At 43.1% G+C, this 25,396-nt stretch carries 19 protein-coding genes; 13 read left to right on the forward strand and 6 right to left on the reverse strand.

Going from position 1 to position 25,396, the window contains the following annotated elements; translation table 11 throughout:
- Positions 1–14: 14 nt before the first annotated feature.
- The 3 genes from C8D97_RS03990 to C8D97_RS04000 all read right to left on the reverse strand — a co-directional run bounded on the left by C8D97_RS03990 (position 15) and on the right by C8D97_RS04000 (position 2,912).
- Entirely contained in the window at positions 15–1,943 is a 1,929-nt protein-coding gene (locus C8D97_RS03990) for a M48 family metallopeptidase (protein ID WP_109762161.1), read from the reverse strand.
- A gap of 88 nt (positions 1,944–2,031) precedes the next feature.
- Positions 2,032–2,616 (reverse strand): LemA family protein, encoded by a 585-nt coding sequence (locus C8D97_RS03995; RefSeq protein ID WP_109762163.1) that lies wholly within the window; start codon positions 2,614–2,616, stop codon positions 2,032–2,034.
- Between the two features lie 50 nt (positions 2,617–2,666).
- Positions 2,667–2,912: a hypothetical protein gene (locus C8D97_RS04000; RefSeq protein ID WP_109762165.1), complete on the reverse strand. Its 246-nt coding sequence runs from the start codon at positions 2,910–2,912 to the stop codon at positions 2,667–2,669.
- Between the two features lie 121 nt (positions 2,913–3,033).
- Here C8D97_RS04000 and glnE point away from each other — a divergent pair, with 121 nt between their 5' ends.
- The 6 genes from glnE to C8D97_RS04030 all read left to right on the forward strand — a co-directional run bounded on the left by glnE (position 3,034) and on the right by C8D97_RS04030 (position 14,635).
- The gene (glnE, locus tag C8D97_RS04005; RefSeq protein WP_170115130.1) at positions 3,034–5,946 is read left to right on the forward strand and encodes a bifunctional [glutamate--ammonia ligase]-adenylyl-L-tyrosine phosphorylase/[glutamate--ammonia-ligase] adenylyltransferase; all 2,913 of its coding nucleotides are present in this window, start codon (positions 3,034–3,036) and stop codon (positions 5,944–5,946) included.
- A gap of 127 nt (positions 5,947–6,073) precedes the next feature.
- Complete coding sequence (locus C8D97_RS04010) at positions 6,074–6,268, forward strand: zinc-finger domain-containing protein (RefSeq protein WP_109762168.1); 195 nt, start codon at positions 6,074–6,076, stop codon at positions 6,266–6,268.
- A 245-nt stretch (positions 6,269–6,513) separates the two neighbouring features.
- Positions 6,514–7,764 carry an efflux RND transporter periplasmic adaptor subunit gene (locus tag C8D97_RS04015; protein WP_109762170.1) on the forward strand — a complete coding sequence of 417 codons (1,251 nt, stop codon included), beginning with the start codon at positions 6,514–6,516 and terminating at the stop codon, positions 7,762–7,764.
- A 30-nt stretch (positions 7,765–7,794) separates the two neighbouring features.
- On the forward strand, positions 7,795–10,959 hold the full coding sequence (locus tag C8D97_RS04020; RefSeq protein ID WP_109762172.1) for an efflux RND transporter permease subunit: 3,165 nt from the start codon (positions 7,795–7,797) through the stop codon (positions 10,957–10,959).
- Positions 10,960–11,053: 94 nt separating this feature from the next.
- Positions 11,054–13,963: a BamA/TamA family outer membrane protein gene (locus C8D97_RS04025; protein WP_109762174.1), complete on the forward strand. Its 2,910-nt coding sequence runs from the start codon at positions 11,054–11,056 to the stop codon at positions 13,961–13,963.
- Between the two features lie 138 nt (positions 13,964–14,101).
- Entirely contained in the window at positions 14,102–14,635 is a 534-nt protein-coding gene (locus tag C8D97_RS04030; protein WP_109762176.1) for a hypothetical protein, read from the forward strand.
- A gap of 4 nt (positions 14,636–14,639) precedes the next feature.
- Here C8D97_RS04030 and C8D97_RS04035 read toward each other — a convergent pair whose 3' ends face one another.
- Complete coding sequence (locus C8D97_RS04035; RefSeq protein WP_109762178.1) at positions 14,640–15,047, reverse strand: ACT domain-containing protein; 408 nt, start codon at positions 15,045–15,047, stop codon at positions 14,640–14,642.
- Between the two features lie 21 nt (positions 15,048–15,068).
- Positions 15,069–15,668, reverse strand: a complete 600-nt coding sequence (locus tag C8D97_RS04040) for an acyl carrier protein phosphodiesterase (protein WP_109762180.1) — start codon at positions 15,666–15,668, stop codon at positions 15,069–15,071.
- Positions 15,669–15,786: 118 nt separating this feature from the next.
- Here C8D97_RS04040 and C8D97_RS04045 point away from each other — a divergent pair, with 118 nt between their 5' ends.
- The 7 genes from C8D97_RS04045 (at position 15,787) to C8D97_RS04075 (ending at position 24,794) form a co-directional block, all read left to right on the forward strand.
- Positions 15,787–16,173 (forward strand): hypothetical protein, encoded by a 387-nt coding sequence (locus C8D97_RS04045; protein ID WP_109762182.1) that lies wholly within the window; start codon positions 15,787–15,789, stop codon positions 16,171–16,173.
- A gap of 291 nt (positions 16,174–16,464) precedes the next feature.
- Positions 16,465–17,790, forward strand: a complete 1,326-nt coding sequence (miaB, locus tag C8D97_RS04050) for a tRNA (N6-isopentenyl adenosine(37)-C2)-methylthiotransferase MiaB (protein ID WP_109762184.1) — start codon at positions 16,465–16,467, stop codon at positions 17,788–17,790.
- 27 nt (positions 17,791–17,817) lie between these two features.
- Positions 17,818–18,801 carry a PhoH family protein gene (locus C8D97_RS04055; protein WP_210204840.1) on the forward strand — a complete coding sequence of 328 codons (984 nt, stop codon included), beginning with the start codon at positions 17,818–17,820 and terminating at the stop codon, positions 18,799–18,801.
- Between the two features lie 13 nt (positions 18,802–18,814).
- Positions 18,815–19,285 carry an rRNA maturation RNase YbeY gene (gene ybeY / locus C8D97_RS04060; protein ID WP_109762188.1) on the forward strand — a complete coding sequence of 157 codons (471 nt, stop codon included), beginning with the start codon at positions 18,815–18,817 and terminating at the stop codon, positions 19,283–19,285.
- Positions 19,286–19,355: 70 nt separating this feature from the next.
- Complete coding sequence (locus tag C8D97_RS04065; protein WP_109762190.1) at positions 19,356–20,225, forward strand: CorC family transporter; 870 nt, start codon at positions 19,356–19,358, stop codon at positions 20,223–20,225.
- A gap of 3 nt (positions 20,226–20,228) precedes the next feature.
- Complete coding sequence (lnt, locus tag C8D97_RS04070) at positions 20,229–21,788, forward strand: apolipoprotein N-acyltransferase (protein ID WP_109762192.1); 1,560 nt, start codon at positions 20,229–20,231, stop codon at positions 21,786–21,788.
- Between the two features lie 222 nt (positions 21,789–22,010).
- Entirely contained in the window at positions 22,011–24,794 is a 2,784-nt protein-coding gene (locus tag C8D97_RS04075) for a TonB-dependent receptor domain-containing protein (RefSeq protein WP_170115131.1), read from the forward strand.
- A 449-nt stretch (positions 24,795–25,243) separates the two neighbouring features.
- On the opposite strand, the gene C8D97_RS04080 is transcribed toward C8D97_RS04075, so the two are convergent.
- A partial coding sequence (locus C8D97_RS04080) for a transposase (protein ID WP_280951647.1) occupies positions 25,244–25,396 on the reverse strand: 153 nt, incomplete at its 5' end.

The following is a 25,396-nucleotide window of genomic DNA, read 5'->3' on the forward strand; positions in this document are numbered from 1 at the left end:
TGAGATGATCGCTACTACAGGAGTTTTGGTACCGGGCAATCGAGATAGCTGCACACCGCCCGAATTAAAATAAATTCATTTTCTTCAACACGATTGTTGCTGCTAACGCACTGAGCTACGGCATCAATTACTGGCTTTTTTAATATTGGATTTAAACGGGCTAATTGAGTTAATGAACGGTGAAAATTATTGGCGTTAAACTCAGTTTCCATATAATCACCAGCGGATAGGCCACCAGCGGATAGATTAAAGCTTGCCATCAGTTGTTGATAAAGCTTATTTTTTCGTTCGAAACTTATTCGGCTGTGGCATAAAAATGTGGCGAGTAACTGTTGAATATCTTCCGCGACCGGTTGAAAACGTTTGATTGTAGCGGCAATGGGTTTTTCCTGCTGCAGCGATAGTAGGCATAATGCATAAATCACATATTCCTGAAGCGATACCTGTTTATCCCCATCCACCAGTTGTTTGCAGTGCGATAAAAAATCATTTGCTTGAGAATGTTGGAGCGTTTTTATCCGTGGCAAACTTAATTCAAGCAATAAAAATTGTTGAGTGAGTTTGAGTGATGCCATATCCGGCAGTAGTTCGCCAATGGCAACTAAATCTTCCTCAGGCATAAACTGTGACGCCTGATGCATAATATCGGCGCGGGTCATGGTGTTGTTCAGCACGAGCAGACAATAAACAAGGTGTTCCGGTGTTGCCAATTTATGATTGCCACGGGCCACTTGTTTCAGTATTTCAGGCAGTAAGCTGATCTGCCATTGAGTTGCATCCATATTTTTTGCATTTATCTGCCCTGCATTTTCTGTAATGGCACTGGCAATTACGCTGTGATTAAAAAATTCTTCGGCGGTGTTAGCCCGTTGATCGCTGCGTTTTGTTTTTTCTGTGCTGTCTTGTTGAGACTGTTGCTGATTTTCTGCTGTTGAGTGTTTGGAAAATTCTTTGGCTGAAAAGTAAGGGTTAACCTGTTTGATTCGATCATCTATAGCGGGGTGGGTTGCCAGTAATCCTGAAAACATTTTTATTGGATGTGAGCGCTCAAAACACATATGACTGAGTTCTTCGGCAGACTTGGTGGTTAAGTGCGAGCCGGCATGATCCATTTTTATTTTGTACAGCGCATAACTTATACCCTGATTATCGCGGGTGTATTGAACCGCTGAAGCATCCGCTAAAAATTCGCGCTGTCTTGAAATGGCGGCTTTTATTAAACGGCCAAAAAAGAGTCCTGCGTAGCCCACCAACATTAATGCCACTCCTACCAGCGCCAATTGAGCACCGTTATTTTTTCGTCGACTGCTATAGCGCTGTGATCGAGTTAAAAACTCACCCAGTTGACCAATAACCAGAATACCGGCCAATATACCAATCAGGTAAATATTAATGCGCATATCGCCATTAAAGATATGGCTGTACTCATGACCAATAACCCCCTGCAATTCCTGACGATTCAGTTTATCGATACAACCACGGGTAACCGCCAGGCAAGTGTTGTGCGGCTCGGTGCCAGCAACAAAAGCATTAATGGATGACTCGTTTTCCATTATGTACAGCGATGGCATGGGTATGCCGGAGGCAATGGACATTTCTTCCACCACATTGATCAAACGTCGCTCAGCGGGATCTTTGGTATTTAACTGGACGCTGCGTGCTCCAGCCATGGAGATGGCTTTATACCCACCGCCTTTTTTCAGTTGGCTCCACCGAACAAGACTGGTAATGGCAATAACTAGTAGTGTGGCCAGGGATACGCCAATTCCCAGCGGGCCAAAAAAGTAGGCTTGTGGGCTGCTGCAATAAACATTGCTGACACAGGCTCCAAAATAAATGGCCAGATTAATTAACGCGATAATGCAAATTACCGCGATAACAAAGTAACCAATAAGTCGTTTGGTTTGGGTTCGGGCCTGTTGTTGATGCTCAAAAAAATTCATAATGAATATTGTCTAAATAAATATCGTCTAAATGATATTAATGAGTCGTGCTGAAGCTGATATTTTTAACGGCATTTTTTAAAAGACGTTATTCAAACGAGACTTTCACCGCTTTACGAACATCAATTTCATCCACTTCAAATAATTGAGCTTCATTAAAGTTGAATTTTCCGGCCACCAGGTTGCCAGGAAACTGCTCTCGATAAGTGTTATAAAACATCACCGCATCATTGTAGGCCTGCCGGGCAAACGCTACTTTGTTTTCAGTGGTTGTCAGTTCTTCCATCAAACTTTGCATGGTTTGATTAGCTTTAATATCCGGGTAGTTTTCCATCACTGCAAAAAATTTACCCATGGCACCGGTTAAAGCGCTTTCGGCTCCAATAAGGGATTGAATGGATTGAGCGTCGGAGGGATCCGCTGCCGCTTGCTGGCTGGCAGAAACTGCTTGAGAGCGAGCATTAATAACCGCTTCAAGGGTTTCTCGTTCATGCTTCATAAAACTTTTTGCGGTTTCTACCAGATTGGGGATGAGATCGTAGCGTCGGTTAAGTTGAACATCTATTTGTGAGAAAGCGTTTTTAAATCTATTTTTCAGACTTACCAGCTTGTTGTAAATGGCAATAATGTAAACCACTAAAACCAGTAGCAGACCTAAGATAATCCACTCCATAACCCTCTCCTCTAATCGATGTTTTTAAATTCTTTATTTATAAACCGATTCTAGTTTTTATGGCTAGAGTCGGCTGTTTTAAGATTATCAAATTCACGGCGTAGAGTTTCACTGGGATCCGTGACAATTTTTTCTAACGCTTGTATGCGTTTTTCCAGTTGTTCAAGCCTATCGAGTTTTTGTTTTAACTCATCGTCCTGTTGGTTGTTGGCTTTTTTATTTTTGATGTGATACTTCCAGACTTCCGCACCCATAATAATGAATACAATTAAAGTCGCGTACTTAAAAAATTCCATGAGGTACTCCTGTAGCTGAAAACCTTTTAGTGGATTGATTATTCCAATACTGGTCTGGAGGAAACTCAGGCATCACGTTATAGTAACCCTATCAGACACTTACTTCTACCAGAAGAGCATTGTGACAAGCGATATCAATTATAGTCTTCCATCGGACAGTTCTCTTACATCCGAGCAACAAGCTTTGTGGGGTGCTTTGGAGCAGCGCTATTGCAAAGAGTTGGCGCAGGCGGATGCCAGCGTTGTGCAACCATTAAAAATGGCGGTGGCTTTAAGCCCTTTTGTCGCCGATGTATTACTTGCAGAGCTGCCCTATGTACTGGCTTATTCTGAACAATGGGATCTGGCCAAGCCGTTAGCGTTTGAATCTATTGAACAGACTCTGAGCGAGCAATTAGCAGCCTGCCAAAACGATAATGCCGCTAAACAAGTACTGAGACGTTGGCGCTCACGTATTTTCGTGTTAATTGCCATCCGAAACCTGGTGTATTCATCCTCAATCACTATTGATTTTCAGGATATTTCTTACGCCGCCGATCGTTTGATTTTATCCGCTTACCATTGGGTCTACCCTAGATTAGGCCAACAGTTTGGTACGCCACTTGATGAACAGGAAAAACCTTTACCGTTACTAATTTTGGCGATGGGTAAATACGGTGGCAAAGAATTAAATTTTTCTTCCGATGTAGATTTAATGTTTTTCTTTCCCCATGACGGTGAAACACAAAAAGGTCCACGGCGGTTAGAGCATCAAACCTTTTTTACCCGGTTGGGGCAGCAAATTATTGCCTTGCTTGCCGATAGAACCGGAGATGGTTTCGTTTTTCGTGTGGATATGCGGTTGCGCCCTTATGGTGAAAGTGGGCCTCTGGCAATGAGTTTTGCCGCCGCAGAAGAATATTATCAGGATCAGGGGCGTGAATGGGAGCGCTTTGCCCTGATTAAAGCGAGGATAATCAATTCTGCATCATGCGATATAAAAAGTAACGACTTAAACAATGCGCAAACGGAACATTACAAGGAGATGTTTTATCAGTTGATCAAACCGTTTGTTTATCGTCGTTATATCGACTTTGGTGTACTGGAATCCATTCGTAATATGAAAACCATGATTGAAACGGAAGTCAGACGCAAAGGACTAACCGATAACATAAAGCTGGGTTCGGGCGGCATACGGGAAGCCGAGTTTATTGTTCAATCGTTACAATTGATCAGAGGCGGTCGTATTCGACATATTCAACGTCGCAGTTTTATTAAAGCGCTCGAGCAGTTAAAGCGAACAGAAATTATTCAGCCGCGAGTGGCTGAAAAACTATTGGAAAGTTACTTGTTTTTGCGTCGGGTTGAACATGTTATCCAGCAACTGCACGATCAGCAAACACAATTGCTGCCGGATAATCCTCTCGATCAAACTCGATTAACGGTTGCTTTGGGGTTTAGCCAGTATGGTCAGTTTATGGATGAATTGAGCAAACACCAACAGGTGATCTCCGCGGAGTTTTCGGAAGTGTTTCATGTTGATGACGAAGAAGAGCTGGACGCCGAGCGCTTTTCGCTCGACATTCTTGAACGGGATGACTTTGAGCACTGGTATACGGAGCATGACTCATCGGTTGTGCCAGCTATGATGGATAAATTACAGCGATTTGTAGGCTCTAATTCGTTTCAGCATTTGTCATCACGCGGCAAATCAAGAATGGAATCTCTGTTTCCCAAGTTATTAAATGTCTTGTCTCGCGAGTCGGATCCTGTGGTGTCGTTTGAACGCATTTTAGATTTACTTCGTTCGATCAGTCGCCGAACCGCCTATCTGGTATTACTGGAAGAGAATCCACCGGTACTGGAGCATCTGGTAAAATTGTGCGGACAAAGCAAATGGGTCAGTGAGCAGATGATCGAACATCCACTGCTGCTTGATGAACTGCTATATCCCAATGCTTTGTATACACCGCTTGATTCCAGTGAGTTAACTCAGGAGTTACGGCGTCAGTTGCTTCGCATTGAGCCAGATGATGAAGAACAACAGCAGGAACAGTTGCGAATTTTTAAACAGACCCATGAACTAAGAGTGGCCGCTGCTGTACTGAATAACACCATCAATGTTAAAAAAGCCAGCCGTTATCTGAGTCAGATCGCCGAAGCAATCATTGCCAGTGTGATTGTTTTTTCCTGGCGCAAATTGTGCCAACGCTATGGCTTACCTTCGATTGAAGGTGTCGATCAGGATCGCATGAAAGGATTTGCGGTTATTGGTTACGGCAAATTTGGTGGCGAAGAACTTGGTTTCGGCTCCGATCTGGATTTGGTTTTTTTATTTGATGCCGAGCCAGAAGCAACCACTTCCGGTGAGCGATCACAGTCTCACACACAATTTTTTACCCGACTGGCTCAACGTGTTATTCATGCGTTGAATATGCGAACCGTGTCTGGCGTTTTGTACGATGTCGATATGCGGTTACGTCCATCGGGCAAATCAGGCTTATTGGTCAGCTATACAGAATCCTTTAAAGATTATCAGTTAAACGAAGCCTGGACCTGGGAACATCAGGCATTATCGCGTGCTCGAGCGGTGGCTGGTGATAAGGATTTGTGTCAGTGGTTTGAGCAACTGAGATGTGAACTTTTGGCAAAGCCGCGTGATGCAAAACAATTAAAGCAGGATGTTATTACCATGCGCGAGAAAATGCGCAAACAGTTGGATAAATCCCAGGGCGATAAGTTTGATTTAAAACAGGGTACTGGTGGCATGGTGGATATTGAGTTTTTGGCGCAGTATTTACTGTTGGCCAATGGCGCCAGCTTTCCCCAAGAGTGTTGGTCGAGTCGTACCACTCGGCAATTTATTCGACTAAATGAGTTAGAAATTTTGTCTCGCGAACAGGCGGATCATTTAATTGAAGCCTACCGGTATTATCGTGAATTGAATAATCGTATCGTGCTTACGGGTCAGTCAAAACAATTACCCTTTGATTTGGTTTGTGATCACAGTGCTCGAGTTTCATCCTGTTGGCAGGCCATTCTTGGTAAATCTTAGTGGCTAATGATTTGCAAGATGAATGAATGCTGTATAGGGATGAATGCTAATTAATTGTGAATCGTTAAGTGAATTTGCTAAGCTTTCAATGTGCTACTAATGATGCACAAGTATACGGAGATTTAAAATGACCGATACCGACAAACAAAATGTTCCGCAAGACAGTGTCATTCAGGTAAACAAAAGCCAACTGCCTTTGTCTTGTCCGTTACCTGATGGACAAGTCTGGAACTTGCATCCCAGAGTGTATTTGCCTATCGAAAAAACCGGGCAGGCCAGTTGCCCATACTGTGGCGCTCAATACAAACTAGCTGCTTCATAAGGCAGGTGTTAACGATTTCTTAGCTTTATCATTGATACGAATGATTATTATTCATTATGTGTATCATCATACAGATCCAAACTGAACAGTCATTGGTTCTTTCATCTTGAAACATTTAATTACATCACCGGCGTAAATCTCTTCGTTTTTTCGTTAATAAATTCCGCTTAAGCTGTACTCATGGTCTAAGTTTATTGGATCACCTCCGATTGTCCGCAATCCAGTCACCTTCTATTGAGGTAAGCATGAACAAGCAAAAAGCAACCCTGGTTGGCATTATTGTTATCGTTGTCACTTTTGGCATTGTTGCCACACTTTTTAAAACCAAACCTGCAGCCCCTAAAAAACCACAGGAAACCAAAGCACCCTTAGTTGAGGTGTTAGTGCCTCAATCAGAAACGGTACAATTTGAAGTGACCAGTCATGGTGTGGTGCAACCGCGAACCGAAACATCGCTGGTCTCCGAGGTGTCGGGCATTGTGCAAAAGGTTTCGGAGCAGTTTGTTGCTGGTGGTTATTTCAAGCAAGGTGAGCTGTTATTAAAGATCGATCCTACCGATTATCAGGTAGCTGTTGAGCAGGCTAAAGCAAGGCTAAGCAGTGCCAAGGCGCAATACGCGCAAGAGAAAGCTCGTTCTGAGCAGGCTCAAAAAGAATGGGATTTATCCGGTCGCAGTCGTCAAAATGCACCGTCGCTAGCGCTACGAGAACCGTTTCTGCTGGAAGCGGAAGCCAATGTGGAGTCTGCCAAAGCGGATCTGAAACGAGCGGAACAAAAATTGAAACGAACCGTTATCCGTGCGCCTTACGATGGCATGGTAAAAAGTAAAAATACCGATGTGGGGCAGTTTGTCGCTACAGGTTCACAGCTTGGTGTTACGTTTGCCATTGATTACGCTGAAATTCGTTTGCCGTTAACCGATCAAGATTTGGCCTTTATTGATATTCCTGCGGTAACGCAACAATCGGATTCAACAACCCCGGTAACTCTGGAAGCCAAATACGCGGGAAAAATTCATCAATGGCAAGCCAGCCTTGTTCGTATGGAAGGCGTGGTGGATCAAAACAGCCGTGTGCATTATGCCGTTGCCCGAGTGGTGGATCCTTATTCAATATTGAATCAACAAGAATCTGAAAGTGATCAGGCGCCGTTAAAAATGGGTACCTTTGTCACGGCAAAAATTTCCGGTGTAGAAATGTCAGGGTTGGTGAAATTGCCAAGAGAACATTTTCGAAATCTTTCTGAAGTGTTGGTCAGTAACTTTGAAAATGAACTGTTTTTACGTGATTTGAACGTTGTGCGTGCAGAAGCCGACATGGTTTATGTGAAAGGCGGATTAGAACCCGGCGATAAAATTGTGGTAACGGCTATCGAATCACCGGTACAGGGCATGAAGGTTCGACTGGAAGGCTTTGAGGAAGAAAATGATGACGAAAACTCATCATCGGATGACGCCATAGCCGCTGGCGATACTCAAAGTCAGCCTCGACATTAATCGTAAACCAATTTTTTAGAGAGTTAATATATGGAAAAGCAACCTAGAGAAAAAGGGCTGATAGCCTGGTTTACCTATAATTCTGTCGCGGCAAATTTATTAATGCTGTTTATTGTTATTGCGGGTTTTGTGTCTTACAACCTGATGACAAAGCGAATGATGCCCGATGTGCAGCCTAACCTAGTGAGCATATCTGTGCCATACCTGGGCGCAGCACCGAAAGAAGTTGAAGAAGGCGTTGTCATTAAAGTTGAAGAGGCGATTCAAGATGTCAAAGGCGTAAAGACCATACGCTCCACAGCCAGTGAAGGCATGGGCAGTGTGGTGGTCGAGCTGCAAAATGATGTGGATCTGGATGACGCAGTTAATGAAATAAAGATTAAGGTGGATTCCATTTCTACGTTTCCCGGGGAAACGGAAAAACCGGTTATTTCAAAAATAGAATTTAGTGCCGATGTTATGTGGTTGTCAGTGTTTGGCGATATGGACCGACGTACCCGACAAACCATTGCCCGAGAAGTGCGCGATGACATTATGTCTCTGCCAGATGTGAATAAGGCCGAAATATTGGGTAACCGTCCTTATGAAATATCCGTTGAAATATCCGATGCTCAATTACAAAAGTACAATTTAACCATGTCCGAGGTGGCCCGTGCCATTCGCAATTTTTCAATTGACTTGCCCGGTGGTGCCATTAAAACCGATGGTGGCGACATACGATTAAGAACCAAAGGACAAGCTTATACTGGTCTCGATTTTTCTCAGATTATCTTGCGAACTAATCCTGACGGAACTCGATTATTGCTGAGTGATATTGCCGACATTAACGATGGCTTTGTCGAATCCGACGGATACGCTCGATTTAATGGTAAGCCTGCCACAGTGATCCGGGTTAAATCCGTTGGCGAGCAAAACGATCTGGAAATCGCTGAATCGGTTCGTAATTACATGGCGAAAAAGAATAAGTTGTTACCCGAAGGCGCAAAAATAGAAATTTGGGGCGACGGATCTTATTACCTTCAACAACGTCTCGACATGATGTTCTGGAACATGTTGATGGGAATTGTTTTAGTGTTTGTGTTATTGACCTTGTTCTTACGACCCAGAGTCGCTTTTTGGGTGCTAGTGGGTATTCCCATTTGTTTCTTTGGTGCGTTTTTATTAATGGATAAAGTTGGACCTGTTGCAACCAACATTAACTTTTTAAGTCTATTTGGTTTAATTCTGGTGCTTGGGATAGTGGTCGATGACGCCATAATTATTGGCGAAAGCATCTATACCGAAATTAAAGAGCATGGGCATTCAAAAGAAAATGTAATTCGCGGCGCTAAACGGGTGGCGGTGCCTGCAACCTTTGGTGTATTAACCACCATAGCGGCATTTGCGCCCATGTTAACTTTGGACTTTGTCGCCGCACCTTTCTTTGAAGCAATCGCAGTTGTGGTAATTTTATGTTTGATCTTTTCATTAATTGAATCCAAGTGGATACTGCCTGCGCATCTGGCGCATATGAAATATAAACCTTACGATGAAACTAACAGTTCAAAACTCGGTAAAGTGCAACATGCCATTCGTGAAGGAATGGAACGTTTTGCGCTGAATAAATATTTACCAGTACTTAAAACAGTTACAAAACACAGATATTTAACCTTGACTTCATTTGTTTGTGTTTTAATCGTTTCGTTCTCGTTAATTGCCACCGGTTGGTTAAAGCAGGAAATCTTCCCGAGTATACCTACTGATATTATCCAGGCCCGTTTCAGCTTAAGTGAAGGTTCGCCAATTACAGAGCGTGATGCATTAATTGAACGTATGGAAAAAGCAGTACGGCAGGTTGATAAAGATTTAGCCAAAGAAAATAATGGTGAACCAATTGCGCAGCATGTTTTGGCCTGGACCAGTGGCGATACCGGCGGTGGTATGTTGGTTGAGCTAACGAAAGGTGAGACTCGTGAGGTTGACTCCTGGGCCTTTGAACGGGCGTGGCGAGATGCCGTTGGTGAGGTTGCCGGGGTTAAAGAATTACGCTTTATGTCATCAGCTGGCATAGGTGGCGATGCAGGATTAAGTTTCCGTTTAATGGGCTCCAATTACAACAATCTTGAGCTGGCCTCAAAAGAGTTGGAAGACAAACTAGCCGAGTACGATGGTGTGTTTGATATTCGAACGTCTTATTCTTCAGGCAATCAGGAAATCGAATTGAGTTTAAAACCCGGCGCGGAATCGTTAGGCATCACGCTGGTGGATTTAGGTCGACAAGTTCGCCAGGCTTTTTATGGAGAAGAAGCGCAACGGATCCAACGAGGTAAAGATGAAATTCGAGTCATGGTACGTTATCCCAAAGAAGAGCGTAAATCGATTGCCAACTTGGAAAACATGAGAATACGAGCGCCCTCTGGTGATTGGGTTCCGTTTACTTCTGTGGCAGACTTTACCATGGACGAAGGCTACTCTTCGATACAGCGGGAAGACAGGAACCGGGCTGTGTCTGTGATGGCAGATATTAATCCGGAGAAGATTCAGTCCCGTACAGTCATTATGGAAATAACCCAGCAGTTTATTCCACAATTGGTGGCCAAGTATCCGGGGGTTAAATCTGAATTGAGTGGCCAAAGTAAAGAGACTACAGAGTTTTTGATTGAACTTGGGTTGTCGTTTTTATTTGCTATTGCCATGATTTACGTGCTGTTGGCAATACCGCTTAAATCTTACCTGCAGCCGATCATGGTGATGTCAGTAATACCTTTTGGTTTTATTGGCGCAATAGCCGGCCATATGATTTTTGGTAAAAGTTTTAGCATGATGTCGTGGTTTGGCATAGTGGCACTATCGGGTGTTGTGGTTAATGACAGCCTGATAATGGTTGAGTTTGTTAATCGTGCACGGCGAGAAGGCACCCGTTTAATGGACGCGGTATTAGGTGCGGGTGTTAAACGATTTAGGGCAATCATGTTAACGTCACTGACGACCTTTTTTGGTTTGTTCCCGATTATGTTTGAAACCAGTTTGCAAGCTCAGGTGATTATTCCAATGGCCATCTCTCTGGCATTCGGTATTATGTTTGCCACCTTTATTACCTTGCTACTGATTCCTGCGCTTTACCTTATTTTGGAAGATGTTAAAGATTGGTGGCGTCGTACAGTGTTGCGGCGGCCAACTTCATCGACGGCTGCGAGCGTACGACAATCAAATTAAGCAAATGAAATACTTTTAAGGGTTAGAGTTATTTTTGAGGTGGTTTCTAAAACACACTATAATCGTTCCCAATTATTATTACTGGGAACGATTTATGCGCTTTTTAGGACGATACCTGCCGCTGGCTTTTTGTTTTATCTGTGCTCATTTATGGGCATTTGACCCTTCACTGGAATGGAAAACATTATCGTCAAGCCATTTTGATGTGCATTATGATGCCAAGCATCGAGCTCTGGCGATCAAAACAGCCAACCTGGCAGAGCAGACGCATCAGACACTGACAAAAAAATTAAGCTGGCAACCAAAGGATAAAACACAGCTGGTCATTACCGATCACACGGATCTGGCCAATGGTTATGCCAGTGCCTTACCTTTCAATCGTTCGGTTTTGTTTATTCATCCGCCAACGGCAGGACGCATGGATTTTGATAGCTGGCTGGCGTCGCTTATTACTCACGAGTACACCCATGTTTTGCATCTGGATAAAACGGCAGCCGCGCCAAAATTTATTCGCAATATAATTGGTCGAGCCTGGTTTCTGTTTCCAAACGCTTATCAACCTAGCTGGTCAATAGAAGGTCTGGCAACTTATTTGGAAACCGATCACAGCCGAAAGCTCGGTCGTGGTCAAAGCAGTGTGTTTGCCATGATGATGCGTGAAGAATTAAAAAGTGGCTTTAAAAGCATCAATGAAGTGAATATGGCAAGCCCAAGCTGGCCACTGAATGCTCGCTATCTTTACGGCTATTTTTTCTTCGAGTTTATCGAGCAGACTTATGGTAAAGAGAAACTCGATTTGTATATTGAAAATTACAGTGACAACCTATTTCCTTACCTGCTGAATACTAATGCGAATAATGTGCTGGGTAAAGATATGACGGCCTTATGGCAAGCGTTTGAAGATTATTTAAACAAACGTTTGCTCGGTGAGTCCTTATCTTCTGCTTCGAATATTTCTAGATTACTGCCACTAACCACCAATGGCTTTTTTAAATCAGATATAGGCGTAAGTAAAGAAGGTGATATTTATTGGGTTGAAAACGATGGCTATCATCAAACACGACTGAAAAAGAAGTCGGTGTCAGGTGAGGTTATTGAATTAACCGAATTGAATGCTCTGGCAACCATAGATGTTATCGAGAATGATAAGCTGCTAATTGCTCAACCGGAAGTGTGTGATGAATATAATATTTACTACGATTTATACGTGTTTGATGAAAAGGCTGAGTCGTTTTCAAGATTGACTCATTGTTCTCGTTATATTGAAGCGGTTTGGGATGCCTCTAATAACACAGTTTTAGCACTTAAGGCCGAGGCCGGTGTGTTTCAAATTGATCGACTGGATAATAAAGGCGAATTGTTTGAAACGGTTTGGCAAGGCAGTGAAGGCGTCACCGTTTCTTATCTTGATTTATCTGAAGATGGGAAAACGCTCGCAGCCAGTTTACAACGATCACCCAATACTCGAGCAAATATTGAACTTTTCTCTTTGCGAAATAAACAATGGCAAGTGATGCATCCGGTATCAGCCCATCAGTGGTATCCACGGTTTATTAAGCCTGATACGCTCAGCTTTAGCAGTGATGTTTCCGGACGATTTAATATTTACCAGATTGATCTGACTGAAAAAAAGGTTTCGTCTGTCAGCAATGTTGACTCGGGTGTGTTTAACTATATTTACCAACCAGCCAGTGATCAACTCATTGCCATAGGTTATCAGTCCACAGGCTATGATTTATTTCAACTGTCCGGTGAGGGTAAACTTGATCAAAATGTTGTCAGTCAAAATAGCTCGGTTCAAAGTAAATCTGTTCAAAATAAATTAACTGAAAGTCATTCTATTCAAAACAACAATGATCAAGTCTCTGATAAAGAAACTAACGATACTAGTGATCGCAAGCAAAACTTTACCATAAACGATTATTCACCCTGGGCAACATTAAGTCCTAAATATTGGTTGCCGTTTGTGGTCGGCAATGAAAATTCTCTGGAAGTTGGCGCTCAAATATCGGGTATGGATGCTCTGGAAAACCATGTTTATAGCCTGGCAGGCAGCGTTGAACTGGAAAAGCGTTTACCTAACTTATTTTTCACTTACCAGTTTGATCACAGCATCGAGCTACACTTGCAGCATTATCATGATATTGTTGATGATAATGATGACAGCACATCGGATTTGGTCGAGCAAAATTCCGAGCTGGAACTGGGGTACCATTTTCCGGTGACCTCATTCCTATCTCAATGGGATTTTGAACTGGCGATGTCGCTTGATAATTATCGCAGCTACCTCTGGCTTGACGATGATTTGCAGTTTATACGGGATAGTCAGGATATACTGGCTGGCTTTGCCGTTAGCTATAACTCGGCCAGTCAATTTTTACGTTCTATCAGTATCAACGATGGTCGTAGTGTACGAGCGGTGGTGGCTACCAGCGATGTGTTTGACAGCGATTTTACCGGCAAAAAAGCGCTGCTGGACTGGCGCGAATATTTGCAAATTTATAAGGAACATACGCTTGCTATTCGATTAACCGCGGCAAGTGCTGAGCGGGGCGCACGAGCGTTTCGTTTAGGTGGTGATTTCAGTGATGCTTTTTTTATGCGAGCAGAAACGTTGCTAGAAGATAAATACCCATTTAGAGGTTACCAAGAAAACTCCCCTTATTTAACCGGGCGTCATTTTAGAATGATGAGTACGGAGTGGCGTTTCCCGATTGCCCATGTTGAACGAACCTGGATGGCACCGCCGCTGGGCATTGAAAAAATCTCCGGTAAATTGTTTTACGAACAAGCCCGTGTGTTTGGTCGTTCAGAGTTTATCGTTAATGCATTGGGTCTTGGTGACTTATCGGATAAAACGTTTGATGCCTATGGTGCTGAAATAATAACGCAGTTAAGACTGGGCTATTTTTTACCCTTAAATGTAAGACTTGGTTATGCCAGAGGTCGTGAGCCTGGGATAGGCGGTACTGAGTACTATATGAGTTTTGGCACCTCATTTTAGCCATTATTTATTATGGTTAACGAATATCAGAGACAATAAATATTATAGTTAAGTAGTTATCGAGGAAAAAGACGCTTGGTTTCAAGTATTAACGTTTAAATACACCATTGTTATGTTTTGTCATTGTGAGGAGCAATCATGCAAACGATTAATGTTTTAGTAAAACTGGCCGCTGTTTTGAGTGTTGTTGTTTGTCTGGGCGTTTTTTCCGCCGAGCCTCCAAAAGCTTGTCAGTCAGTGGAGCATCGTCAGTTTGATTTCTGGATCGGTGACTGGAATGTATATTCTAAAGATGGCAAGTTAGTTGGTACCAACTCAATTACTTCTTCATTAAATGGTTGCGTATTGAAAGAACATTATAAAACAGCCAAAGGCTATGAAGGGGAAAGTTTTAATTTATATGACGCCACAACAAAGCAGTGGCACCAAACCTGGGTTGATAATGCGGGCACCTTGTTGCAGCTTGATGGTGTCTGGAACGGTCAGGTTATGACCCTGTTAGGTAAAGGACTTACTCGAAAAGGCGAACCTGTAACCCATCGTATTCAGTGGCGGCCACAAGATAATGGTGATGTTCATCAGGTGTGGGATATCACTAAGGATGGTGGTCAGCACTGGCAAAGTAACTTTTTTGGCGTTTATCAAAAGAAACAGCGTCAAAAGAAAAAATAAGCGATTAATCAAACGAGTTGACCGAGCGAATGTTATGGCCTTGTTGACGCAAGGTCATTAGTGTTTTTCCAATGTGTTTATTTTGCACCAGCAGATAGTCGGTGTTAAATGTTGATACAACAAAAATGCTGATGTTTGCCTGTGCCAGCTGTTGTGCCATATTGGCCAGCACGCCCACCATACTAAAGTCCAGGGTTTCATCTATTTTTATTGCCTGCCAATGATGTTGCGCTTCAATAACAGGCTTGTCTTTTAGCCACTGGGTTGGCGCAACAATGGATAGCTCATCATGGGACACACTCAGACTGTACAGATGGCGAGCTTTTGATGGTAACGTCACTGGTGATGACAGTTTTGCAATCGTCATTTCTGTTTGGTCGTGCAACAATGAAAATGTGTCTGTTGTTGTCATGATATTGCCTTACGGTTGCTTTTATTCGATAGCATTATGGTGCCGAATATAGGTTTGTGTCATGGTTTGCATATCGCTGAATATCTCCAGAAAAACATCGTGGGGCGGCTGCTTATAGTCCGTTTTTATTTGCTCAAGACATTCATGCAGTTTTTCACCTCGTTTCAAACGCTTAGCAACCAGAGAGACATTATGGGTTATTTGCGACATTGAGCGATATTTTAAAAACAAATCTTGACTCATCAGGTAATTCAGAAAGCGCTTTTGAGAGTCTGGTACCCATTGCCAATGGTCAGTGATCCAATGATTAATTGTTTGTTGAAACTGCTCAAGCGATTGATCAAATTGATTATCCCAGTTGTTTGCAAGCCAGTGATCGAACCAGAAGTCGATGATAATGCCGGAAAAGCGACGTCGGCCCTGAGCAAACTCTTGCCGTAAGTTGATGATGGCTGGTAAATTATCAAATACAGAATCGATCTGTCGGTGCAGTTGTACACCCAGTGCAATGTCATTCGGTAGATGGTCAAAGTGTCGACCTCGAATATGTTCACCAATTAAATTGCCTATGGTGATTTCAGGGTATTGATAAGACAAAGCGGCGTGCGCTAAATAATTCATGGGTTAAGTATAACGGTTAGCGTATGAATAATGGTTAAAATAGTGACCATTGCTGGAAACTTAAGGCGTTTGTTTCTATGCTTATCATAGCGCAGTTACAGTTTAATTTGAGGTATTCATGGCCAGTTGGGTAGAAAAGTCCTGCCAAAATTTATTGAAAAAGCTAAATGGCATTCCACAAGGGAGCGAACGTGAGCAACAACAGCTTGCGCTGCTAATGAGTGGATTTGCGGATATTAATAAGGAAATGATGCGCCGTGCCGCCGAAAATGCCCGGGCACAATTTGGCCAGACAAGTGATGCGGCTGAAAAAGAGACGAGTAAAGGCTCGGTCAGCCAGTCAGAGCAGAGCGCCACTAAAGCAAGCGCCAGCAAACAGGGGGATAGCAGCGACAATAAGGCGGCTAAAGATCTTGATGATACCCCCGATCTGGATGATTTTGATGCCTTCGATGAAGAACTCGATATGATTGAGCAGACTTTAATTCGCTCGATCGGCGACTAGCTGGTTCCCAATTAGTTCGCAAACAAGTTCAGGCAGGCGCTTAACGCTACTAACTAATAGCCCTTTCTTACCCTATTCGTCCAGAATCTGGCGTAACCGCTGGTGATCGTAATTTAACCTTTGATATAATCGCCGCCTTTCTCATTTTGGGGCTAGAGCTCCGGTGAAAAGCAGAGAAGGCTGTATTTGTGACGGCCATTTCTTATAGCTTTTTGCTCTAATGTGTAATTTTGCTAATTGTAGGTAATTGGCGCTGAACTCCGGCGAAATACCGGAAAGGTGTAGTAAAACATGGCGAAGAAGCTTTATATCAAAACTTGGGGTTGCCAGATGAATGAATACGATTCATCGCGAATGGCCGATTTATTAAACGATACCCATGAACTTGAAATAACCGATAATCCGGAAGACGCTGATGTTTTATTGTTAAATACCTGTTCCATTCGTGAAAAAGCGCAGGAAAAAGTGTTCTCGCAACTTGGTCAATGGAAAAACTTTAAAGAGAAGAATCCCGATCTGGTAATCGGCGTTGGCGGCTGTGTCGCCAGTCAGGAAGGAGAGGCCATTCGTTCACGAGCGCCTCACGTTGATATGGTGTTTGGGCCGCAAACTCTGCATCGCATTCCTGAGATGATGGAGTCGGTAAAAACCAAAAATGCTTCCGTTGTCGATATTACCTTTCCTGAAATTGAAAAATTTGATCGTCTTCCGGAACCGAAAGCCAATGGTGTTACGGCGTTTGTTTCCATAATGGAAGGTTGCAGTAAGTATTGTACCTTCTGTGTGGTGCCTTACACCCGCGGTGAAGAAGTCAGTCGCCCGTTTGATGATGTTATTGCCGAGGTGGTTGAGCTTGCTGATCAGGGGGTTCGAGAAATCAATCTGCTGGGGCAAAATGTAAATGCCTATTACGGCGCAACACACGATGGTCGCATTGCCGATTTGGCTGAACTGATTACCTACGTTGCCGCTGTTGAGGGGATCGAACGTATCCGTTTTACCACATCACATCCGGTGGAGTTTTCTGACAGTTTGATAGAGGTTTATGGCGAAGTGCCAGAGCTGGTGAGTCATTTGCATTTGCCAGTACAAAGTGGCTCCAATACGATTTTATCGGCCATGAAGCGGGGCCATACCCGAGATGAATACCTAAATAAAATCAACCGGTTAAAAGCTATTCGCCCAAATATCAGTTTATCGTCTGACTTTATTATTGGTTTTCCAGGTGAAACCGAGCAAGATTTTGAAGACACCATGGATTTAATAGCGGAAGTGGGTTTTGATTACAGCTTTAGCTTTATTTACAGCGCTCGCCCCGGAACGCCTGCGTCGGATCTGCCCGATGAAACCCCCATGGCGGATAAAAAACGTCGGCTGCAATTACTGCAACAGCGCATTAACCAGCAAACTCAGGACATCAGCCGAAAACTGGTGGGTACTGAACAAACCTTGTTGGTTGAAGGGCCGAGTAAAAAAGACATTATGCAACTTAGTGGTCGTACAGAGTGTAACCGTGTGGTGAACTTTGCCGGGTCTCATAAATTGATAGGCAAGTTTGCTAAAGTGATGATAACCGAAGCCTTACCCAATTCACTCAGAGCAGAACTGATCCAGTAATCGCTATTTAACGAAACGAGCGTAATTTTGACAGAAACCACCAGTATTCAATTTGATCTTGAGCCCGCCGATAACGAACGTCTGGCTGACCTATGCGGCTATCTGGACGAAAATTTTCGACTGATAGAACGCCGTCTAGGCATTGAAGTGAACAATCGCGGCAATGCTTTCCAACTTATCGGTGAAACCGTCAATATCAATGCCGGGCGCGATGTTATCGAAGAGCTTTATCAGGAAACGGGGCAGCGCGAAGCATTAAAAGCAGAAACAGTCCACGTTATCCTACAGTCTCGCGCCAGTCAGCTTAAGTCGGATAAAGAAGATAAAAAGCAGCCCGACGTGGTGATCACCACCAAACGAGGCTTGATCCGCCCACGAGGGCATAACCAGCAGCGTTACGTTGAGCGAATACTTGCCAGCGATATCAGCTTTGGTATTGGCCCAGCCGGAACCGGAAAAACTTACCTGGCTGTTGCGGCAGCGGTCGATGCATTGGAGCGGCAGGAAATTCGACGCATTATTCTAACTCGTCCGGCGGTTGAGGCTGGTGAACGACTGGGATTTTTGCCTGGCGATTTAAATCAGAAAGTCGATCCTTACTTACGTCCTTTATACGATGCATTGTATGAAATGCTCGGATTTGAGCGAGTGGCAAAATTAATGGAGCGTAATGTGATTGAGGTTGCGCCACTTGCCTACATGCGTGGCCGTACCCTGAACGAAGCCTTTATTATTCTGGATGAAAGTCAGAATACCACTGCAGAGCAGATGAAAATGTTGTTGACGCGTATTGGCTTTGGATCGAAAGCGGTGATCACTGGCGATATTACTCAGGTGGATTTGCCTCGTGGTACCAAATCGGGTCTTCGACAGGCAATTGAGGTTTTGAAAAACATCAAAGAGATTAGCTTTACCTTTTTCCAGTCGGCCGATGTGGTGCGTCACCCTGTGGTACAGCGGGTGGTTCAGGCCTATGAGAAGTTTGATCTGGATTCGCAAAAAGATAAATAAATGGGGCCTATAAATGGAAATTGAACTCGATCTGGATATTGCCGATAATTTGCAGCAGGTACCCACCGAAGAGCAGTTTCGAGGCTGGATCACCCAGGCATTAACCGCAGGTGGTTACAATAAGAATTCTGTTGAGTTGTCGGTAATGGTGGTTTCCGAAACCGTTAGCCAGACACTGAATGATCAATATCGGGGTAAAAACAAACCCACCAATGTGTTGTCTTTTCCGGCAGAGATCCCTGAGTTTGTCGAATCAGAATTAATTGGTGATATGGTGATTTGTGCGCCTCTGGTGCAAAAAGAAGCCGAACAGCAAAATAAGTCGCTGCAAGATCATTGGGCACACCTGACGGTTCATGGCTGTCTTCATCTGTTGGGGTTTGATCATATAGAAGATGAAGAGGCAGAGCAGATGGAGGCTATTGAAATCAAAGTGTTACAGCAACTTGGTATCGCTAATCCTTATCTTTTAATCGAGTCCTGATGGACGTAGTTTTTTCAGTTTAGCTTTGCTAAACTGACTCAGTTATCAACATAAGAGATCACACTAGACAATGGATGAACACCCGCCCTCGCGGTCATGGCTAGAGCGTTTAACGCATTTAATTCAATCCGAACCCAAAGATCGTGCTGATATCGTCGATATCTTAAAGACCGCACAGCAAAACTCCCTGATAAACCTTGATGTCTTAACCATGCTTGAAGGCGTGCTTCAAGTCGCGGATATGCAGGTGCGGGATATTATGATTCCGCGTCCGCAAATGGTTGTGATCGAGCAGGATATGGCAATCGAACAGATACTTTCCGTGGTGATTGATTCTTCCCATTCGCGGTTTCCCGTAATTGGTGATGATCGTGATGATCTTGAAGGCATTTTATTGGCTAAAGATCTGTTACCAGCATTGCTTGAAAATGCGCAGGGAGAATCTGGCTCACGCTTTGATCTGAAAGAAGTATTGCGACCTGCGGTTATCGTACCCGAGAGTAAACGCCTCGATGTTTTATTAAAAGACTTTCGAGTAAACCGCAATCATATGGCGATTGTGGTTGATGAATACGGTGGTGTTGCCGGATTGGTCACCATTGAAGACGTGCTTGAGCAAATCGTCGGCGAAATTGAAGATGAACATGATTTCGATGATGAAGATGATCATATCAAAGCGCACGATGACAATGAATTTGTTATTAAGGCGCAAACACCTATTGATGAATTTAATCAATATTTCAAATCGGATCTCAGTGCTGAAGAGTTTGACACCATAGGTGGATTAATCATCCAGGCATTCGGACATCTGCCGGTAAAAGATGAAGTTGTGGTGCTTGGAAGCTTTGAGTTTACCGTATTAGCAGCGGACACCCGACGTGTGCGGCTGGTCAGAATGACTGTGCTGGAAACCGTTGACGAGAGTGAACAAGAAAGCTAATCCATGAAAGCATTCCTTAAACAACGCCCAACCGGGCGTTTGTTGTATCTGTATGCCGCAATAGCCGGCGCAATTTACCCTCTTGGTCTGGCACCACTTAATATATGGCCACTATTGTTTGTTTCTGTACTTGTTCTGATTGCTTTATTAGATAACCAGCCAACAAAGCAAGCGTTCAAAATTGCCTACTGTTATGGCGTTGGCTATTTTGCTGTCGGCGCCAGCTGGGTTTATGTCAGCATTCATGATTTTGGTCATGCACCTGTTTGGTTAAGTGTGTTCCTGACACTTGTGTTTGTGCTGTTCTTAGCTTTATATAAAGGCATTATGGGCTGGCTGGTGGGTAAAGCCTATACCCTTAAAGGACAGATGGGATTTTACTTTACGTTCCCATTGGCCTGGCTTGCACTCGATTGGTTTCAAGGCGTGTTTCTAACAGGGTTTCCCTGGCTATATCTGGGTTATGGGCTGGTTGATAGTGTTTTCTCCGGCTGGCTAAGCTGGTTTGGTGTACAGGGCGCAAGCTACTTTGCAGTAATTTTGATGCTACTTACCTACCTTTGTCTCCAAATGGTTCGCAAATCATCCTATAAAGGATTAATTAAAGCGCCATTAACTGCATTATTTTTACTCTGGGCTGTCTCGATGGGAAGCAGCTTATTAATGGATAAATATTCCAGTCTGGAGCCTACTACCGAGCAATCGGTTTCCGTGGCACTGGTGCAGCCTAATATTCCTCAGAACGAAAAGTGGCAACCCGAGCTACTGTCAACATTTATACATCGTTATCATAATATGACCGAGCCTTTATGGGGAGCTGATCTAATTATCTGGCCAGAAGCGGCTATACCGGCTGTAAAGCACCGTGTTGAGAACTGGTTGGAGCTGTGGAGCAAACAGGCAAAAGCCAGCGGGTCACAGCTTATTTTAGGCATTCCTGTGTATGAAGCCGAGCAACAACAGATTTATGCCTCTGTGATAACACTGGGAGATTATCAACAGCGGTATGACAAACAACATCTGGTTCCTTTTGGCGAATTTGTGCCGCTGGAGCGCTGGTTAAGAGGATTGATCGAGTTTTTTAACTTACCCATGTCCGGCATGACCGCAGGTAGGTCTGAACAAAAAGCTCTTGAGACCGAACGATTTAATATTTATCCCGCCATCTGCTACGAAATTGCTTTTAGTGGCTTGTTTGATAAATTCAATAAAAGTGTTACTAATCAAAAAGATAGCTTAATAGTTACCATCAGTAATGATGCCTGGTTTGGTCGCAGCTGGGGGCCTCACCAACACCTGCAAATAGCTCAGTCCCGTGCTCTGGAATATGGGATTCCCGTGCTTCGTGCAACTAATACCGGGATTACAGCGGTAATCAACCACAAAGGACAAATACTTAGCAAAACACTCCAGTTTGAGCAAAATGTTCTTAATGAACGTTTTATATTCAAATTTGCTTCGACAGTTTATTCTAAATATGGGTTGATAATATGTTTGTTTTTAGTTGTTATTTTGCAACTTTTGATAGTACTCACTTTATTAAAAACACAAAAAAACAAGTAAAAAACAGGGGTATTTTGCACTTTGGTGATTAATTGTACGGTCATCAATAATTGTAAGGAATTACAAAAAAAAGCATTGACCTTTGAAAGGGAAACTGGTTAGTATCGAGCCTGTTAATATAAGGCGCTACGCCATATAACGTGTTTTTGTGATTGCTGGGTATAACAGCAACACTGAAACTAAAAATGAAAACATCCTATGTAACAACCAGGGAGAATGAAATTGAGTACTCTAAATAGCAATCCTATTGCTAAGGCAGTTCGTACCGCATTACTAGCCGGTACCGCAGCTGCACTAGCTATTCCAGCCGCTTACGCTGCTGAAGCTGAAGATGAAGGTGAAAAAGTTGTCATTACTGGCTCTCGTATTCAGCGCGTTGATATTGAAGGCGCAAATCCTGTAACTGTAATTACACGCGATCAAATTGAAAATACTTCAGCCACTAATTTTGGCGAGTTTTTGCAAACAATGCCATCGTCTAGTGGTTCTCCACTAGGAACAACAACGAATAACGGCGGTAATGGCTCTGTATCTATCGACCTGCGTGGTTTAGGTACTGGTCGTACTTTAGTTTTGGTTAATGGCAAGAGACCTGTTGATGGCGGTGATTTGCAGACTATTCCTATGGTCATTGTGGAAAGAGTTGAAATCCTTAAAGATGGTGCATCTTCGGTTTATGGTGCAGACGCTGTCGCAGGTGTGGTTAATATCATAACTCGTTCTGACTTTGAGGGCACAGAAGTTGAAGTTGAGTATTCTGATACCTTTGATATAGATGGTGCGAGCGACCGCTTTCGTCTAAGCTTCGTTTCTGGTGCTAGCCATAATAAAGGTAATATTACTTTCGGCGCGCAGTGGGATAAACAGCAAGGTATCTTTCAAGGGGATCTCGATCACGATATGTATCAGTTCCCGTTGTTTGTATTAGACCCAGATTCATATGATGGCGGACTACCTGACGTAAATAACCCAACCTTTATTCAGTTTGGCAGCTCTAGAACAACGCAAGGTGTTTTTGATCTTCCTAATGGTGATACGTTAACCCTGATAGATGGTGAAGACGGAAACGACCCTTCTGACTTTCGTGATGCAGTTTTGAATTTTGGTCCAGGTAATGACCTGTGGAACTATGCTCCTGTAAACTATCTTCAAACGCCTTTTGAGCGTATAAACTTCTTTATGCAAAGTGATTACGAGTTCAGTGAACATGCCGTATTTACAGCTGAAATGCGTTACAGTGAGAGACATTCTGAGCAAACTTTAGCTCCTCTGCCTTATGATACGAATATATATCCTGGTGGACCTGTCCATGCTGATAACTTTTATAATCCATTTGGCGAAACATTGGATCGTGTACGTCGACGAATGATCGAAACAGGTGGACGTAATTTCCAGCAAGATGTTAAACAGTTTCAGGTAGTGTTAGGTCTCGCTGGTTATATAAGTGATAGTAGCTGGCGCTATGATGTAAGTGTGAATTATGGAAATCGTTCACGTGTTGATACTGACTTTGGCCAATTCTCAGGTGACCGATTAGAAAATGCGTTAGGCCCTTCATTTCAAGACGGGAGTGGTAATATAGTTTGTGGAACGCCAGGTAACGTAATTGATGGATGTGTTCCTTTAAATGTCTTTGGTGGTCCAGGATCTATCTCTTCTGCAATGCTTGATTACATTGGTGTTGCATTAAATGATCGTTTTGACACCCAGATTATGGTTGCAGATGCTTTTGTGTCAGGTGACTTGTTTGATTTGCCCGGTGGTACCGCAACAGTTGCATTTGGTTTCAATACTCGTCACGAATCGGCTGCATTCATTCCTGACTCCAGTAAAGTTCTTGGCACGGTAACTGGTGGTATTAGCGAAGCAACTGATGGGGATTATCGGACAGAAGCATTTTATGGTGAAGGTATCTTCCCATTGATTTCAGATGTGAAAGGTGCAGAAATGCTTGAGTTATCGGTAGGGTTCCGTGAAAGCGATAACGAAATTTTTGGTTCTGCATCGACTTATCAATTAGGTTTAAAGTGGAAGCCTATTGACGACTTATTAATACGTGGAACACTAGGTGAATCTTTCCGTGCCCCAGCTATTGGAAGTTTATTTTCAGGTCAAGCACAAGGCGCTTCTCCAAACACGTTTGACCCATGTCGCTCAGCTAATTGGGGCAACTTGTCAGGAGATCAACAGAGCAACTGTGTAAGCTCTGGTGTACCACAAGGCGGTTGGGATCAGCAAGATAGCCAGGTAACTGTAATTGGCGGTGGTAATCCGAATCTTAAGCCAGAAGAAGGTGAAACAACTACCTTTGGTATTGCTTGGTCGCCATCATTCTTGGATGGGTTCAGTATGACTGTTGATTGGTGGGATGTTCAAATTGATAAAGCGATCAACTCACTTTCAGCGAATGCTATTTTGGACTTATGTGCAAATTTCGGTCAGTGTGACGGTGTTAGCCGTAATTCTGACGGTTCAATTAATTTTGTAGCTACTTTCCCATTAAATGTTGCTTTTGAAGAAGCGACTGGTGTCGATCTTGAAGTCAAGTATAGTTTCGATACTGAAGTTGGAATGTTTAGTACTGGCCTGTTATGGAGCCGAATGACTGATCGTGTATTACAAGAGTCCTCTGTTGCTGAGCCAATAGACTTAACTGATACTTATGATCCTGGCTTAGATGCATCTTACCCAGAAGATAAAGCGAAAATCACAGTTGATTGGGCTAATGGTGATTGGGGAGCAACATATGCTATCGATTATATCGGCGCAATTAATGTTCCTTTCTCGTTCTTTGACGGTGGCTATCAAACTGATGCTCAGTTCTATTCTGATGCACAAGTTCGGTATGTGATGCCAAATTCTGATACCCGATTCAGCTTCGGTATTACGAATTTGACAGATGAAGATCCTGTTTATTTAGATTCAGGATTTAACACTAGTACTGATGAATCTACTTTTAGAACATTTGGACGCGGTTACTACTTCCGAGTAACACAGAGCTTCTAATAGTACTTTAAAGTAAATTTAAGCGTAAAAAGCGAAGCAAATTTTTGCTTCGCTTTTTTATTCATAAAAAAGAACTGCATTTTTGTATAAACGGATTCAATTAAAGTACTAGCGCTGATGGTACATATTAATGGCTTGTTAGTAATGATTTATTAATTTCAGTTCTATATAAATTACTCTCTTCGTTTTAATCAGCAGAGAATACTTAATATTAAAAATCATTAATATTGCGTGATGTTTTGTTTTTCTTCCAATAAGTTACTAATCCAACCATTCAAATCATTTAACCCGAGATCGGTTTAAGCAGGAAATAAAGTCTGTCATTCAAGTTCACTAATGTTAATGGAAGATTTTTAAGCTATAAGGCCGCCCATTAAGTTCAGCATGAAACCGTGCATTCATCGGTACTGGGAATGTTGAATCTAAGAAACCTCAGATCTGCATAAGATTTAAAGCCGAGTTACATTGATGCTCGGCTTTTGTTGCTTAAATGTATAAGCAATCAATCCGGCGATTAAGTGCACCATAAACGATATACAGCTACGATGCCTGGTGTGCTCAATTTGAGCTATATTTTTTAACTGGTCAAAGACGGTTTCAAT

This window comes from Pleionea mediterranea (assembly GCF_003148745.1).
Taxonomy (GTDB): Bacteria; Pseudomonadota; Gammaproteobacteria; order Enterobacterales; family Kangiellaceae; genus Pleionea; species Pleionea mediterranea.

What these genes read in the sequence shown, in the direction of transcription:
- ybeY (WP_109762188.1), top strand. Translation starts at nt 18,815, where the DNA reads ATGGAAATTGAACTCGATCTGGATATTGCCGATAATTTGCAGCAGGTA.
- C8D97_RS04035 (WP_109762178.1), bottom strand. Translation starts at nt 15,047, where the DNA reads ATGACAACAACAGACACATTTTCATTGTTGCACGACCAAACAGAAATG.
- C8D97_RS04065 (WP_109762190.1), top strand. Translation starts at nt 19,356, where the DNA reads ATGGATGAACACCCGCCCTCGCGGTCATGGCTAGAGCGTTTAACGCAT.
- C8D97_RS04030 (WP_109762176.1), top strand. Translation starts at nt 14,102, where the DNA reads ATGCAAACGATTAATGTTTTAGTAAAACTGGCCGCTGTTTTGAGTGTT.
- C8D97_RS04020 (WP_109762172.1), top strand. Translation starts at nt 7,795, where the DNA reads ATGGAAAAGCAACCTAGAGAAAAAGGGCTGATAGCCTGGTTTACCTAT.
- C8D97_RS04040 (WP_109762180.1), bottom strand. Translation starts at nt 15,668, where the DNA reads ATGAATTATTTAGCGCACGCCGCTTTGTCTTATCAATACCCTGAAATC.
- C8D97_RS04045 (WP_109762182.1), top strand. Translation starts at nt 15,787, where the DNA reads ATGGCCAGTTGGGTAGAAAAGTCCTGCCAAAATTTATTGAAAAAGCTA.
- C8D97_RS04025 (WP_109762174.1), top strand. Translation starts at nt 11,054, where the DNA reads ATGCGCTTTTTAGGACGATACCTGCCGCTGGCTTTTTGTTTTATCTGT.
- C8D97_RS03990 (WP_109762161.1), bottom strand. Translation starts at nt 1,943, where the DNA reads ATGAATTTTTTTGAGCATCAACAACAGGCCCGAACCCAAACCAAACGA.
- C8D97_RS04015 (WP_109762170.1), top strand. Translation starts at nt 6,514, where the DNA reads ATGAACAAGCAAAAAGCAACCCTGGTTGGCATTATTGTTATCGTTGTC.
- miaB (WP_109762184.1), top strand. Translation starts at nt 16,465, where the DNA reads ATGGCGAAGAAGCTTTATATCAAAACTTGGGGTTGCCAGATGAATGAA.
- C8D97_RS04000 (WP_109762165.1), bottom strand. Translation starts at nt 2,912, where the DNA reads ATGGAATTTTTTAAGTACGCGACTTTAATTGTATTCATTATTATGGGT.
- C8D97_RS04010 (WP_109762168.1), top strand. Translation starts at nt 6,074, where the DNA reads ATGACCGATACCGACAAACAAAATGTTCCGCAAGACAGTGTCATTCAG.
- C8D97_RS03995 (WP_109762163.1), bottom strand. Translation starts at nt 2,616, where the DNA reads ATGGAGTGGATTATCTTAGGTCTGCTACTGGTTTTAGTGGTTTACATT.
- lnt (WP_109762192.1), top strand. Translation starts at nt 20,229, where the DNA reads ATGAAAGCATTCCTTAAACAACGCCCAACCGGGCGTTTGTTGTATCTG.